This is a genomic window from Nesterenkonia maliinae (assembly GCF_051262655.1).
Lineage (GTDB): Bacteria > Actinomycetota > Actinomycetes > Actinomycetales > Micrococcaceae > Nesterenkonia.
In genome coordinates this window covers 1-12632 of record NZ_JBIMEY010000017.1, presented here as the reverse complement: position 1 = coordinate 12632, position 12632 = coordinate 1, and the positions used below count along the sequence as shown (strand labels likewise).

13 protein-coding genes are annotated in these 12632 nt (G+C 68.2%); 12 read left to right on the top strand and 1 reads right to left on the bottom strand.

All coding sequences use genetic code 11. From position 1 onward, the window contains the following. The 7 genes from ACHAA4_RS15305 to ACHAA4_RS15275 all read left to right on the top strand — a co-directional run. Positions 1–741: sugar phosphate isomerase/epimerase family protein (locus ACHAA4_RS15305; protein ID WP_435775042.1), on the top strand; the 741-nt coding region annotated here is incomplete at its 5' end. 2 nt (positions 742–743) lie between these two features. Beyond that, complete coding sequence (gene proC / locus ACHAA4_RS15300; protein WP_435775041.1) at positions 744–1637, top strand: pyrroline-5-carboxylate reductase; 894 nt, start codon at positions 744–746, stop codon at positions 1635–1637. Then, on the top strand, positions 1615–3024 hold the full coding sequence (locus ACHAA4_RS15295) for a TrkH family potassium uptake protein (RefSeq protein ID WP_435775040.1): 1410 nt from the start codon (positions 1615–1617) through the stop codon (positions 3022–3024). The genes proC and ACHAA4_RS15295 overlap by 23 nt, the downstream gene beginning before the upstream one ends. Before the next feature lie 128 nt (positions 3025–3152). Next, the gene (locus tag ACHAA4_RS15290; RefSeq protein ID WP_106123512.1) at positions 3153–3824 is read left to right on the top strand and encodes a potassium channel family protein; all 672 of its coding nucleotides are present in this window, start codon (positions 3153–3155) and stop codon (positions 3822–3824) included. A gap of 10 nt (positions 3825–3834) precedes the next feature. Next, a complete protein-coding gene (locus tag ACHAA4_RS15285) occupies positions 3835–5019 on the top strand; it encodes an acetoin utilization protein AcuC (RefSeq protein WP_435775039.1) in 1185 nt (394 codons plus the stop codon). Between the two features lie 120 nt (positions 5020–5139). Then, positions 5140–5238, top strand: coding sequence for a 30S ribosomal protein bS22 (locus ACHAA4_RS15280; RefSeq protein ID WP_081652675.1), 99 nt, complete (start codon positions 5140–5142; stop codon positions 5236–5238). 93 nt (positions 5239–5331) lie between these two features. Further along, the gene (locus tag ACHAA4_RS15275) at positions 5332–5592 is read left to right on the top strand and encodes a glutaredoxin family protein (protein WP_435775038.1); all 261 of its coding nucleotides are present in this window, start codon (positions 5332–5334) and stop codon (positions 5590–5592) included. A gap of 133 nt (positions 5593–5725) precedes the next feature. On the opposite strand, the gene ACHAA4_RS15270 is transcribed toward ACHAA4_RS15275, so the two are convergent. Next, entirely contained in the window at positions 5726–6286 is a 561-nt protein-coding gene (locus ACHAA4_RS15270; RefSeq protein WP_435775037.1) for a hypothetical protein, read from the bottom strand. 271 nt (positions 6287–6557) lie between these two features. On the opposite strand from ACHAA4_RS15270, the gene ACHAA4_RS15265 reads away from it, so the two are divergent. From ACHAA4_RS15265 to ACHAA4_RS15245, 5 genes are all read left to right on the top strand, one after another. Next, on the top strand, positions 6558–7076 hold the full coding sequence (locus ACHAA4_RS15265) for a CarD family transcriptional regulator (RefSeq protein ID WP_106123509.1): 519 nt from the start codon (positions 6558–6560) through the stop codon (positions 7074–7076). Between the two features lie 65 nt (positions 7077–7141). After that, on the top strand, positions 7142–8455 hold the full coding sequence (ispF, locus tag ACHAA4_RS15260; RefSeq protein ID WP_435775036.1) for a 2-C-methyl-D-erythritol 2,4-cyclodiphosphate synthase: 1314 nt from the start codon (positions 7142–7144) through the stop codon (positions 8453–8455). A gap of 116 nt (positions 8456–8571) precedes the next feature. Further along, complete coding sequence (gene cysS, locus ACHAA4_RS15255; protein ID WP_435775035.1) at positions 8572–10092, top strand: cysteine--tRNA ligase; 1521 nt, start codon at positions 8572–8574, stop codon at positions 10090–10092. Positions 10093–10094: 2 nt separating this feature from the next. Continuing rightward, positions 10095–11087 (top strand): 23S rRNA (guanosine(2251)-2'-O)-methyltransferase RlmB, encoded by a 993-nt coding sequence (rlmB, locus tag ACHAA4_RS15250; RefSeq protein WP_435775034.1) that lies wholly within the window; start codon positions 10095–10097, stop codon positions 11085–11087. Continuing rightward, positions 11088–12521, top strand: a complete 1434-nt coding sequence (locus ACHAA4_RS15245; protein WP_435775033.1) for a maltokinase N-terminal cap-like domain-containing protein — start codon at positions 11088–11090, stop codon at positions 12519–12521. The last annotated feature ends 111 nt before the right edge of the window (positions 12522–12632 follow it).

The following is a 12632-nucleotide window of genomic DNA, read 5'->3' as shown; positions in this document are numbered from 1 at the left end:
GGCTTTTCCATCGCCGACGACCTGGGCTATGACGGCATGGAGGTCATGGTCACCCACCGCGGAGAGTCCCAGCAGGCCTCCACGCTGAACGAGCTCTCCTGGCGCTTCGGCCTTCCGGTCATGGCGATCCACGCACCAACCCTGCTGCTCACCCAGCAGGTCTGGGGCTCCGCCTGGGACAAGCTCAAGCGCAGCGCCGCACTCGCCCAGGAGGTGGGCGCCGGCGTCGTCGTCGCGCATCCGCCCTTCCGCTGGCAGGTCGGCTACGCGGAGGGCTTCGCCGAGGGGATCAAGGAGCTCGAGAACGAGACCGGGGTGCTCTTCGCGGTGGAGAACATGTACCCCTGGCGCGCCGGCGGCCGCGAGGCCACGATGTACCTGCCCCACTGGGACCCCGTGGATCAGCCCTACCCCCATGTCACCTGGGACTTCTCGCATGCGGCCACGGCCGAGGCCGATTCCCTCGAGGCGGTCGAGGCGCTGGGTCAGCGGCTGCGCCATGTGCATCTGACCGACGGCTGGTCCAACGGGTTCAAAGACGACCACCTGATCCCCGGCCAGGGGGAGCAGCGTGTGGCCGAGGCCATGGATCTGCTCGGCCGGCCCGACTTCGCCGAAACCGGGTTCAACGGCGTCGTCGCCGTCGAGGTCGCCACCCGCACCGCCCGCAACGTCGGGGACCGGGAGCGCTGGCTCGCCGAATCCCTGGCCTTCGCCCGCAAGCACCTCGGCCAGGAGTGACCATGTCCACCAGCACCAGCACCAGCACCAGCACCAGCACGCCCGCCGCGCCGCGGATCGCGATGCTCGGGCTCGGCTCGATGAACGGGGCGATCCTTGCGGGACTGCTCGAGGCCGCGGTGGCCCCGGAGCAGGTCCAGGCCACCACGCGCAGCACCGCCACCGCCGCGGAGCGAGCGCAGCAGTACGGGGTCACCGTGCTCGCCGAGCAGGACGACGCCGAGGCCAACCGGCGTGCCGCCGCCGAGGCCGACATCATCTTCCTCGGGGTCAAGCCGCACGGCATCGTGGCCCTGGCCGCAGAGATCGCCGGCGTGCTCAAGCCGGCAGCCGTGGTGGTCTCCGTGGCCGCAGCGATCAGCGTCGAGATGATCGAAGCAGCCCTCGCGCAGGGCCAGCCGGTGATCCGGTCGATGCCCAACACCCCGCTCTCGGTGGGGCTCGGCGTGGTCGGACTGGTGCCGGGCAGCCACGCGAGCCCCCAAGACACCGAGACCGTGGCCGCGCTGCTGGGCGCCAGCGGCGCCGTCCACGTGATCGAGGAGTCCCAGATCGATGCGCTCACCGGGATCTCCGGCTCCGGGCCCGCCTACGCCTTCTACCTCGCCGAGCAGATGACCGAGGCCGGCGTGAAGCTCGGCCTGGACCGGGAGCTCGCCGCGGACCTGGCGGCGCAGACCGTCTACGGGGCGGGAAAGATGCTGGTCCAGCACCAGGCTGCCGGCACCGCCGACGCCGCCGCGCTGCGCCGCGCCGTCTGCTCACCCAACGGCACCACCGAGCGCGCCATCAACGCCTTCGACGACCATGGCCTCCCCGCCGCGGTCGAGGCCGCCGTGACGGCCAGCGCACACCGCTCTGCGGAGATCACCGATGAGCTCCGCAGCGCAGACTGAGTCCGGCAGCGGGCGCCGGACCGGCCCCTGGACATACCTGAAGCGCTGGATGGGACGACTCACCGGCACCTCGCCGGCACGAGCGGCGATGCTGATCTTCGGGGTCACCATCGCCGTGTTCGCCTCACTGCTGATGATGCCCTGGGCCACCGCCTCGGGCTCCTCCGCGGCCTTCCACGAGGCGCTCTTCGTGGCCACCTCGGCCGTCACCGTCACCGGGCTGACCCCGGTGAACACCGCGGACCACTGGTCCTTCGCCGGTGAGCTGGTCATCCTGATCGGCATCCAGGTCGGCGGGCTGGGCATCATCACCATCGCCGCGCTGCTGGCCATCTCGGTGACCCGCAACCTGGGGCTGCGCACCCGGCTCGTCGCCCAGGAGGGCGGCATCTCCACCGGCTCGATGGGGGAGACCGGACAGGTCATCCGCACCGTCGTGATCTGCTCCGCCGTGGTGGAGGCGCTGCTGATGCTGGTGATGATCCCGCGCTTCATCCAGATCAACGGCGACGTCGCCAGCGGGCTCTGGGACGGGACCTTCTATGCGATCTCGGCCTTCAACAACGCCGGCTTCGTGGCCCACTCCGAGGGCCTCGCCGGCTTCGACAACGATCCGGTGATCATCTGGACCATCATGATCGGGGTCTTCCTGGGCAGCCTCGGCTTCCCCGTGCTCTTCATGCTCTGGCGCAACCGGTGGCACGTGCGGCGCTGGAGCCTGCACACCAAGCTCACCCTGGAGGTGACGCTGCTGCTGATGGTCATCGGTGCGGTGCTCTACGGGGTCATGGAATGGTCCAACAGCGCCACCATCGGCGAGATGACCCTCGGGGAGAAGCTGCAGAACTCGCTCTTCGCCTCGGTCAACATGCGCTCCGGCGGATTCTCAGTGGTGGAGTCAAACATGCAGAACGCCGAGACCATGCTGATCTCTGACGCGCTGATGTTCGCCGGCGGCGGCTCAGCCTCCACCGCCGGAGGCATCAAGGTCACCACCATCGCGGTGATCTGGCTGGCATTCCTCGCCGAGGCCCGCGGCGACGCCGAGTCCACCGCGCACGGTCGCACCATCCCGCCCTCAGCCGTGCGGGTCGCCGTCTCGGTGGTCGCCATGGGCGCGACCCTGGTGCTGATCTCCACCGTCTGGCTGATGTACATCACCGGACTGGACATGGGCCGCCCGCTGTATGAGTCGATCTCCGCGTTCGCGACCGTCGGGCTCACCAGCGGGCTCACCGAGGACCTCCCTCCAGAGGGGCTCTACGTGCTCGCGGCACTGATGTTCGCCGGTCGCGTCGGGATCATCACCTTCGCCGCCTCGCTGACCGTGCGCCAGCGCAGCCGCGTGCGCTATCGCTACCCGGAGGGCCGCCCGATGATCGGCTGACGCACCCACCGTCGAGCCAGCCCAGCCGGTAGCATCCGCGGGGCGCAGGGGGTTTACCCTGGAGTCAACACTTCAGGACTCGGCCCCGCAAAGGTCGATCAGATTTCTTCGCGGAAAAGGACGCATTCGTGCCCAAGCTGAACCCCCAGAGCAACAAGCCGGTCCTCGTCGTAGGGCTCGGACGCTTCGGCATCGCGCTGAGCAACCAGCTCGTGAGCCAGAACAAGGAAGTTCTCGCCGTAGAGCGGGACCGTGGCCTGGTCCAGAAGTACGCGGACATGCTCACCCACGTGGTCGAGGCAGACGCCACCGACATCGAGGCGCTGCGCCAGGTCGGGGCCCAGGAGTTCGACGCCGCCGTCGTCGGCGTCGGCACCTCCATCGAATCCTCCGTGCTGATCGCGGCCAACCTGGTGGACCTCGGAGTCAGCCAGGTCTGGGCCAAGGCGATCAACCCCACGCACGGCAAGATCCTCACCAGGATCGGCTGCCATCACGTGATCTACCCCGAGCACGACGCCGGAGTGCGCGCCGCGCACCTGGTCTCGGGTCAGATGCTGGACTTCATCAAGTTCGACGATGACTTCGCGATCGTGAAGATGCGCCCGCCGCGCGAGCTGCACGGCAAGACCATCGACCAGTGCCAGCCGCGCAGCCGGCACAAGGTCAACGTGGTCGGCGTGAAGTCCCCGGGCAAGGACTTCGTCTACGCCCAGCCAGACACCCTCGTCTCCGCAGGGGACACCATCATCGTCTCCGGAGACGTCTCCCAGCTGGAGTATTTCGCCGACCACGCCTGAGGAGGCCCCCGTGGGAGAAGTCCCCGCCGCCGTCGTATGGGACGAGGCGCTGCTCGAATACCGCTTCAACTCCAACCACCCCATGGACCCCGTCCGGCTGGATCTCACGGCGAAGCTCTGTCAGGAGTTCGAGCTCTTCAGCGGATCGAACGTGCGGCAGCTCAAGACGGAGATCGCCTCTGATGCGGTGCTGGGAACGGTCCACTCGGGGGACTACATCACCGCCGTGAAGAAGGCCGCGGAACACGGCCACCCCTCCACCGACCACGGTCTGGGCACCGAGGACACCCCGGTGTTCAGCGAGATCCACCTCGGCGCCGCCCGGATCGTCGACGGGACCCGGCAGTGCGCGCAGGCCCTGATCGACGGCACCGCGGTGCGGGCGCTGAACTTCGCTGGGGGGATGCACCACGCCGCGCGGTCCCGCGCCGGAGGCTTCTGCGTCTACAACGACTCCGCGGTGGCCATCCAGCTGCTGCTGGACCAGGGCACCCGCCGCGTGGTCTACATCGACGTCGACGCCCACCACGGGGACGGCACCCAGGACATCTTCTACGACGACCCGCGGGTGATGACCATCTCGATCCATCAGACCGGAGTGGCGCTCTACCCCGGCACGGGCTTCCCCAACGAGACCGGCGGTCCCGGAGCCGAAGGCTCGGCGGTCAACATCGCGCTGCCCGAGACCACCGGCGACGCCGGCTGGCTGCGTGCCTTCCACGCCGTGATCCCGCAGCTGGTCGCCGCCTTCGAACCGGAGGTCATCGTCTCCCAGCACGGCTGCGACTCCCACCGCGACGATCCGCTCTCGGATCTGCAGCTCAGCGTGGACGCGCAGCGGCAGAGCGCGCTGGACATCGCCCATCTCGCCGACGAGCACTGCGAAGGGCGCTGGATCGCCACCGGTGGAGGCGGCTACGCCGTGCACACCGTGGTCCCGCGCAGCTGGGCGCACCTGACCGGCATCCTGGTCGGTTCGCCCGTGTCGCTGAAGGCGGCAGTGCCCAGCTCCTGGAGGGACCATGTGCGCGAGCGCTACGAGATTGCCGCACCCGAGACCATGGGTGATGACGCGGAGCTGTGGTGGCGCTCCTGGGAGCTCGGCTACGACCCGTCAGACGCCGTGGACCGCGCGGTGATGCAGACCCGCAAGGAGATCTTCCCGCTCTACGGGCTGGACCCCTGGTTCGACTGAACCCGGCTGGTCGGGCCGAGCCTTCACGGCGGTCCCCGATTCTGCCCCAGCAGGGCCTTGCGGCTACACTGTTCCGAGACCTTTTTCTCGTTGTTTACCTACAGACAAGGACTGCACCCCATGGGCTCAGTGATCAAGAAGCGCCGCAAGCGCATGGCGAAGAAGAAGCACCGCAAACGTCTGCGGAAGACTCGTCACCAGCGCCGCAACAAGAAATAAGACTTCTTGGAAGCGTGAGGAAACCCCGGCAGCCAGCAGGCGGCCGGGGTTTCTTCGTCCCACCAGCACGGCATGAGGAGGGCAGGACCAGTCATGAGCCGAACGGTCGAGGTTGAGGTGCTCACCAAACAGGGGTGTCACCTCTGCGAAGACGCGCTGGCGGTGGCCCGTGAGGTCTGCGCGGAATTCTCCGTGCCGGTCCTCGAACGAGACATCACCGAAGACGTGGAGCTGCTGGCCAGCTTCGCCGAGGAGATCCCGGTGCTGCGCATCAATGGCCGGGTCAAGGACTTCTGGCGGATCGATCCGCAGCGGCTGCGCCGGTTGCTGCGCGAGGCCGCCGCAGAGTCCTGAGCGGACTCATGAGCGGAATCCGGAAAGGCATCATCTGCTCAGCACATAGCGAGGGCCCGCTTCCGTGGAAGCGGGCCCTCGCTATGTGCTGCTGCGGCGGGCGGCAGCGTTCGGTGACTCGGGGAGCCTGGCCTCAGTGGCCTTCTTCATCCGGGTCGTGGTGTGCGGCGCCGCTGCCATAGGTGTCGGGACCGTGCTCCAGATGGTCCGTGACGGATTCATCGGCACCGCCGGGAACCAGGTCACGGTATTCCGGAAGCACCCCGTCGAACACCGCCGCGTCGAGCATCTCGGTCTCGCCGTCCACGCTGAGGGTGACCTCGTACATCTCGCCGGGCATGCCTTCGAAGGAGTCGGCGATGAGCTCTTCGTCATTCTCCAGAGAGACGACCGTCCGGGAGGGCACCGTGAGCGCGAAGGTCTCCGTCGCGGAGGAGATCTCCACCTCGGCGTCCTCGAGCCCGGTGTTGCTCACCGAACCGATCAGGCGAGCTGGGCTGTCCACCCCACTGGTGACGTAGGCGATGTGACGGAACTTGACCTCGTTGAACTCTGTGCTGGTGCCGTCGGAGGCGGAGTACTCGAGCGTGGTGGCCTGCAGGTTGGTGAAGCTGCAGCCTGTTGCCCCCAGCAGGGCGGCTGCGGCCAGGGACGCCGCGGCGGTGCGGCGGGCTGTGTCAGCTGAGAACTTCACGTGGAGAGTCTCCTCACGAGCTTGGAGCGATGCGGATTAGCTCCAGGATACGCGGTGTGGGACCCCGGAGGTTGGCGTGCAGCGCAGATGGCATCCACGTCAGCGGAGAATCTTCCGCCTACGCGTTGGTCTGATCTGCGGACAATTCTACAGGATGTCGAAATCGAGTGGCGGCGAACCCTATGTCGTGACGGCGGACGGAATCTGGAACGACACGCGGGGCCAATTGTGACGCGTGATAAACTCGAGGTCGGGAAAGGGGAATATTTACATGAATTTTGAGGTCGGCGAGACGGTCGTATACCCACACCACGGTGCGGCGACGATTGAAGAAGTGAAGACCCGCACCATCCGCGGCGAAGAGAAGATGTACCTCAAGCTCCGGGTCTCCCAGGGAGATCTGACCATCGAGGTGCCAGCAGACAACGTCGACCTGGTCGGCGTGCGCGATGTCGTCGGTGCAGAAGGCCTGGAGCACGTGTTCGACGTGCTGCGTGCCGAGTACACCGAAGAGCCCACCAACTGGTCACGTCGGTACAAGGCGAACCTTGAGAAGCTCGCCTCCGGCGACGTGAACAAGGTTGCCGAGGTCGTGCGTGACCTGTGGCGCCGTGAGAACGACCGCGGACTCTCCGCGGGGGAGAAGCGCATGCTTGCCAAGGCCCGGCAGATTCTGGTCTCCGAGCTGGCGCTGGCAAAGAAGCTCGACGAAGAAGACGCTGCGAAGCTCCTGGACGAGATCCTCGACCAGGCCCCGACTCCGGCAGAGCCAGAGAAGGTCGCAGAGTAGATATGAGCCAGGTGGGACCTCAGGTCGCACCGGCAGCCACGGTCGCTCCCCACGGAGCACCCTCGATGAGTCGCCCGGACGCCGGGACAGGAGATCCTGTCACAGCGCGCCGGGCGCTCATCGTTGTGGCCGCCGGCAGCGGCGAGCGACTCGGTCACGGGATGCCCAAGGCCTGCGTGGACCTGGGAGGCCGCCCGATCCTCGCCCACGTGCTGCAGCGACTCCACGGCCTGAGTCAGGGATTGGACGCCGTGGTGCTGGTGCTCCCCGGCGACCAGGCCAGCTATGACCAGCTGGCCGCGGTGGGCGAGCAGTTCAGCGCCGCCGCAGCGGTACCGGTGTTCTACACCCGCGGTGGGGCGAGTCGGTCCTCCTCGGTGCGCGCCGGAGTCGAGCGCCTGCTCAGCGCCACCGCAGCGGACTGGGACGCCGCGGCGACCTCGGTGCTGATCCAGGACGCCGCCCGAGCCATGACCCCCGAGAGCGTCTACGCCCGGGTCTTCGCCGCGGTGGAGGCGGGCGCCGCCGCCGTCGTCCCGGCGCTGCCGGTCACCGACACGATCAAGCGCGTGCACCCGGAGCCGCACCCCGAAACCGGAGCCGAACAGGTCGAGCAGACCGTGCCGCGGCCCTCGCTGCGCGCGGTCCAGACCCCGCAGGGCTTCACCCTCGAACTCCTCCAACAGGCCTTCGCGTTCATCGGGGACCTCCCCGATGCTCAGGCCGAGGCGCTCACCGACGAGGCCATGATCGCTGAGGCCATGGGAGTCGACGTCGCCGTAGTCCCCGGGTCCGAGAGCGCCGTGAAGATCACCACCGCCGCCGACCTCGCCGCGGCCCAGGCCCTGCTGCAGAGCATCGAGCCCCCCGCGGCGCGCCGACCGGTGCTCCCGCGGGTGGGGATCGGCCACGACGTGCACGCCTTCGCCAGCGCCGAGGAGCCGAGAGATCTCTGGCTGGCCGGACTGTTCTGGCCAGGTCAGCAGGGTCTGACCGGACACTCCGACGGCGACGCCGTCGCCCATGCCTGCTGTGACGCGCTGTTCAGCGCCGCCGGCCTCGGAGACCTCGGCGTGCACTTCGGAGCCGACACCATCGGCACGGCACGAGAAGAGCTTGAAGGCGCCTCGGGGGCGCAGCTGTTGGCCGAGGCCGCCCGCATCCTGGCGGCGGCGGGCTTCGGCATCGGGTCCATCGCCGTGCAGTTCGTGGGCAGGCGCCCGAAGTTCGGTCCGCGCCGCGAGGAGGCCCAGCAGGTGCTCAGCGCGGCAGCCGGAGCGCCGGTCGCGATCAGCGCCACCACCTCCGACGGACTCGGATTCACCGGCCGCGGCGAAGGCATCCTGGCCACGGCCACCGCGGTGGTCTACGCGCTGTGACGGTAGTCGTCGTGACGCGCTGGCCCTTGCCCTCTTGACGCTCTGGCGGGGTGACCTTCACGCGCTGAACAGAGTGATCTCCACGTTCTGAACCGGGGACCGGATAAGCTGGCCGCGTGGCACTGCGACTTTATGACACCAAGACGGCGACCGTGCGGGATTTCGAGCCCCTTGAGCCGGGCCGGGTGTCCCTGTACTACTGTGGCGCCACGGTGCAGGGTCGCCCCCACGTGGGCCATGTCCGGTCGGCGGTTGCCTTCGACATCCTCATCCGTTGGCTCGAGCACAGCGGCTTCGACGTGCTCAGCGTCCGCAACGTCACCGACATCGACGACAAGATCTTGGAGAAGTCGGCGCTGTCCCATCAGCCCGATCACGCTCCCAGCCCGGACTACCCGGCAGCGGAGCCGTGGTTCGCCCTGGCCTACCGCTTCGAGCAGGCCTTTCACCAGGCCTATGATGCGCTCGGGGTGAAGCGCCCGCGCTACGAGCCGCGCGCCACCGGGCACATGACCGAGATGTTCGCGCTGATCCAGCGACTCATCCAGGCCGATCACGCCTATCCGGCCCAGGACGGCTCCGGAGACGTCTACTTCGACGTCCGCTCCTGGCCCCACTATGGGGAACTCACTCACCAGCGCGCCGAGGACATGCAGGACGCCGCCGACGCCGATGCGCGCGGCAAGCGCGACCCGCGTGACTTCGCGCTGTGGAAGGGTCATAAGGACACCGATCCGGAGACCGCCCGCTGGGACGCCCCCTGGGGTGCCGGTCGGCCGGGTTGGCACGTGGAGTGCTCGGCGATGGCGACGAAGTATCTGGGCAGCACCTTCGACATCCATGGCGGCGGTCTGGACCTGCGCTTCCCCCACCATGAGAACGAGCTGGCCCAGTCCGCCGCCGCCGGCGACGGATTCGCGCGCTTCTGGCTGCACAACGGGATGGTGACCTACGCGGGGGAGAAGATGTCGAAGTCCGTGGGCAACACCATCGCCCCGGAGGAGATGCTTGCCGCCGCCCGGCCTCGCGCCGTGCGCTACTTCCTGGGACAGGCCCACTACCGCTCCCAGCTGGACTACCGGCCGACCTCGCTCCAAGAGGCCCAGGCCGCCGTCGAGCGGATCGAGACATTTCTGACCCGTGCCGCCCAGACGCTCAGCGCACAGCAGCACAGCGCACAGCAGCACAGCGCTGAGCAGCACGGAGCTGAGCTCGAGGTCCCCGACGGGTTCACCTCGGCGATGAACGATGACCTCAACGTCCCGCAGGCGCTGGCGGTGCTGCACGAGACCGTGCGCGCCGGAAACATCGCGCTCGACGCCGCAGACAACGAGGCTCTTGCCCGCAGCGCCGCGGCCGTGACCACCATGGTCAAGGTGCTCGGGCTCAGCGACGTCCCCGAAGCCGGATCCGTCGGCGACTCCCACACCGAGGCCGCGCTGACCCAGCTGATCGAGGCGCTGCTCGAAGAGCGCGTGGAGGCGAAGTCTGCCAAGGACTACGCCCGCGCCGACGCTGTCCGCGACAGGCTCACCGGAGCCGGAATCGCACTCGAAGACTCCAAAGATGGAACTCGCTGGGCGCTCGCCCAGACGAGTTCGACCACCAGCCCCGCCAGCGGGGCCAGGAAAGGCTGAACATGGCGAAAGACTCACGGCCGAAATCGGCTGCGATCCGCAGAGAGAAGAAGGGCCCCCAGACTGGCTCCGGGGGACAGGGACGACGCGCGCTGCGCGGCAAGGGACCCACGCCCAAGGCGGAGGACCGGGTCTACCACAAGGCGCACCGAGACAAGATGCTCGCGGATCGGGCAGCCGCGAAGACCAGGAGCAGCCAGCCCCGCCAGCGCGGCTCAGGGTTCGGCGCCGAGGACATGGTCGCCGGACGCAACTCCGTGCTCGAGGCGCTTCGCGAACGCGTCCCTGCCAAGGAGCTGCACGTCGCCACCGATGTGGAGTCCGATGGACGCGTCCGGGAGGCTCTCCAGTTCGCCGCCGAAGCAGGCGTCCGGGTCCGCGAGGTCACCCGCCGGCATCTCGACAACTCCACCGGCGGCGCGGTCCATCAGGGTCTGGCGCTGCTGCTGGAGCCCTACGACTACGTCGACGTGCTGGACCTGGCGGAGAACGAGCTGGAGCGAGCCGCCAAGGGACACATCCCGCACCAGCCGCTGTTCCTGGCCTGTGATTCGATCACCGACCCGCGCAACCTCGGCGCGATGCTGCGCGCCGCATCGGCCTTCGGCGCGCACGGGGTCCTGATCCCTGAACGCCGCAGCGCCGGCGTCACCGCCACCACCTGGAAGACCTCCGCAGGAGCCGCCGCGCGGATCCCGGTGGCGCGGGCGAAGAACCTCACCCAGGCGTTGAAGGAGGCCAAGCAGCTCGGCTTCTTCGTGCTCGGGCTCGACGGCGGGGGCGACATCTCCCTGCAGAACATCGAACTCGCCCAGGAGCCGGTGATCATCGTGGTCGGCTCGGAGGGCAAGGGGCTCTCCCGCCTGGTCCGCGAGACCTGCGATCAGATCGTCTCGATCCCGATCAGCTCCGCCACCGAATCGCTCAACGCGTCCATGGCGGTGGGCATCAGCCTCTACGAGATCGCGATGCGACGCCAGGGGGCACGGCCGTAGATGGTGAGCTTCCGAGGCGAGGAACAGGCGGGATTCCTGGACCTGGTGGGCACCTGGCTGTCCCAGCAGTCCTGGTTCCAGGCCGCACCGGGGCGCCGTGTGATCAGCCGCGTCGGTGGCCTGCGGCTCCCCGCGCCGGAAGGTGACCCCGATCAGCGGGTCCGCCTCGAGCTGCACATCTTTCACGTCGACCACGCGGGCGGCCAGGCCCGGGTGGCAGTGCCGATGGCGCTGCGCAGCCGACCCTCGGCGCTTGCCGGGAAGACCGCATTCATCGGACGACTCCGGGCCGCCGAGGGTGACCTCTGGGTCTACGACGGGGCGCACGACCGAGCCTTCCTCGCCGCCTGGCACGAGATGGCCCGCCGCCAGCAGGGCAGCCGCAACGGTCGCTCGCGGGGGGAGGCGTTCGCCGATTTCGCAACCTGGCCCGCCTTCACCTCCAAGCTGCACCGGACACCGCTGACCCCGCCGATGCCGGCCGCCACCCGAACCGCAGTCACCGTCGACGGTGGAGACGGAGAGACCCGCAAGACCGTGGTCGATTTCTTCCGGGAGCCGGTTCCGCAGCGCTCGGCAGCCATCGACACGGTGCTGCGGCTGGCGCAGACCGGCCGCGGCACAGTGTCCCGTGTGCTCGGAGTGATCACCGGAAGCTGGCCCGAGACGAACCCGACCACCGGGGAGCGCAACTGGGTCAGCGGAGATCTCGGGATCATTCGCGACTCCTCGCTCGGAGGGGCCTCGGCCTCGACCTTGGCCCGGACCGCTCTGCACCAAGGTTCAGACTTCCTCGTGGAGGCCGGCCAGCTAGGCAGAACCCTGGGTGACTTCCATGCAGACCTGGCAGGAACCTTCGGTGCCTACCCCCAGACGAGCCCTCAGCTGGAGACCATGATCGATGAGTCGGCTGCGGCCCTGGACGACCAGTGGACCCAGGTGCGCGAGAACCTCGGCGAATCCGTGCCCAGCGACCTGCCCGACACCGTCGATCATCTGAATTCGCAGCTCCGCAAGACGGATCAGGCGATGGGTCTGCAGACGATCCACGGTGCACTGAACCTGCAGCGGATCCTCACCCATGAGCGGGACGGTGGATGGATCGTTGACGAGGACGGTGGCATGAGTGACAGTGCTCTGCCGATGAGAGATATGGTCTCGCTGCTGATCTCTCTGGCAGAGGTGGTGATGGAGGCTTCCCGCAATGGCGCCCTCCCGCAGTGTGCAGAGGGGGATGCCTCGGTGTTCGACCCTGGGCTCTGGTACGAACACGTGAGTGCCGCAGTGCTGGAGGGGTACCGACACAGCGATGCCGAACAAGCAGGTCTCGACACCGCGGTGTTCCGGTCGGCCATGCTCACCGAGGCTCTCGCGCTGCTCCAGAGAAGCGAGGGACATTGGGTCTTCCGGCCATCCCTCCTGCAGCGGACCTAGATCCCAACAGGACCAGCTCGAAGCAGAGCCTGACTTGATCGGCAGATCGCTCTGGTTCTCTGGGGGTGGGCCGGCTCCCTGTCGGGGGTGTTAAAACCCCCAGGTCACGGG

Bases quoted from the DNA above. Each gene is read 5' to 3' on its own strand.
- ACHAA4_RS15280 (WP_081652675.1), top strand. From the start codon at position 5,140: ATGGGCTCAGTGATCAAGAAGCGCCGCAAGCGCATGGCGAAGAAGAAG.
- ACHAA4_RS15265 (WP_106123509.1), top strand. From the start codon at position 6,558: ATGAATTTTGAGGTCGGCGAGACGGTCGTATACCCACACCACGGTGCG.
- ispF (WP_435775036.1), top strand. From the start codon at position 7,142: ATGAGTCGCCCGGACGCCGGGACAGGAGATCCTGTCACAGCGCGCCGG.
- ACHAA4_RS15245 (WP_435775033.1), top strand. From the start codon at position 11,088: ATGGTGAGCTTCCGAGGCGAGGAACAGGCGGGATTCCTGGACCTGGTG.
- ACHAA4_RS15295 (WP_435775040.1), top strand. From the start codon at position 1,615: ATGAGCTCCGCAGCGCAGACTGAGTCCGGCAGCGGGCGCCGGACCGGC.
- rlmB (WP_435775034.1), top strand. From the start codon at position 10,095: ATGGCGAAAGACTCACGGCCGAAATCGGCTGCGATCCGCAGAGAGAAG.
- proC (WP_435775041.1), top strand. From the start codon at position 744: ATGTCCACCAGCACCAGCACCAGCACCAGCACCAGCACGCCCGCCGCG.
- ACHAA4_RS15275 (WP_435775038.1), top strand. From the start codon at position 5,332: ATGAGCCGAACGGTCGAGGTTGAGGTGCTCACCAAACAGGGGTGTCAC.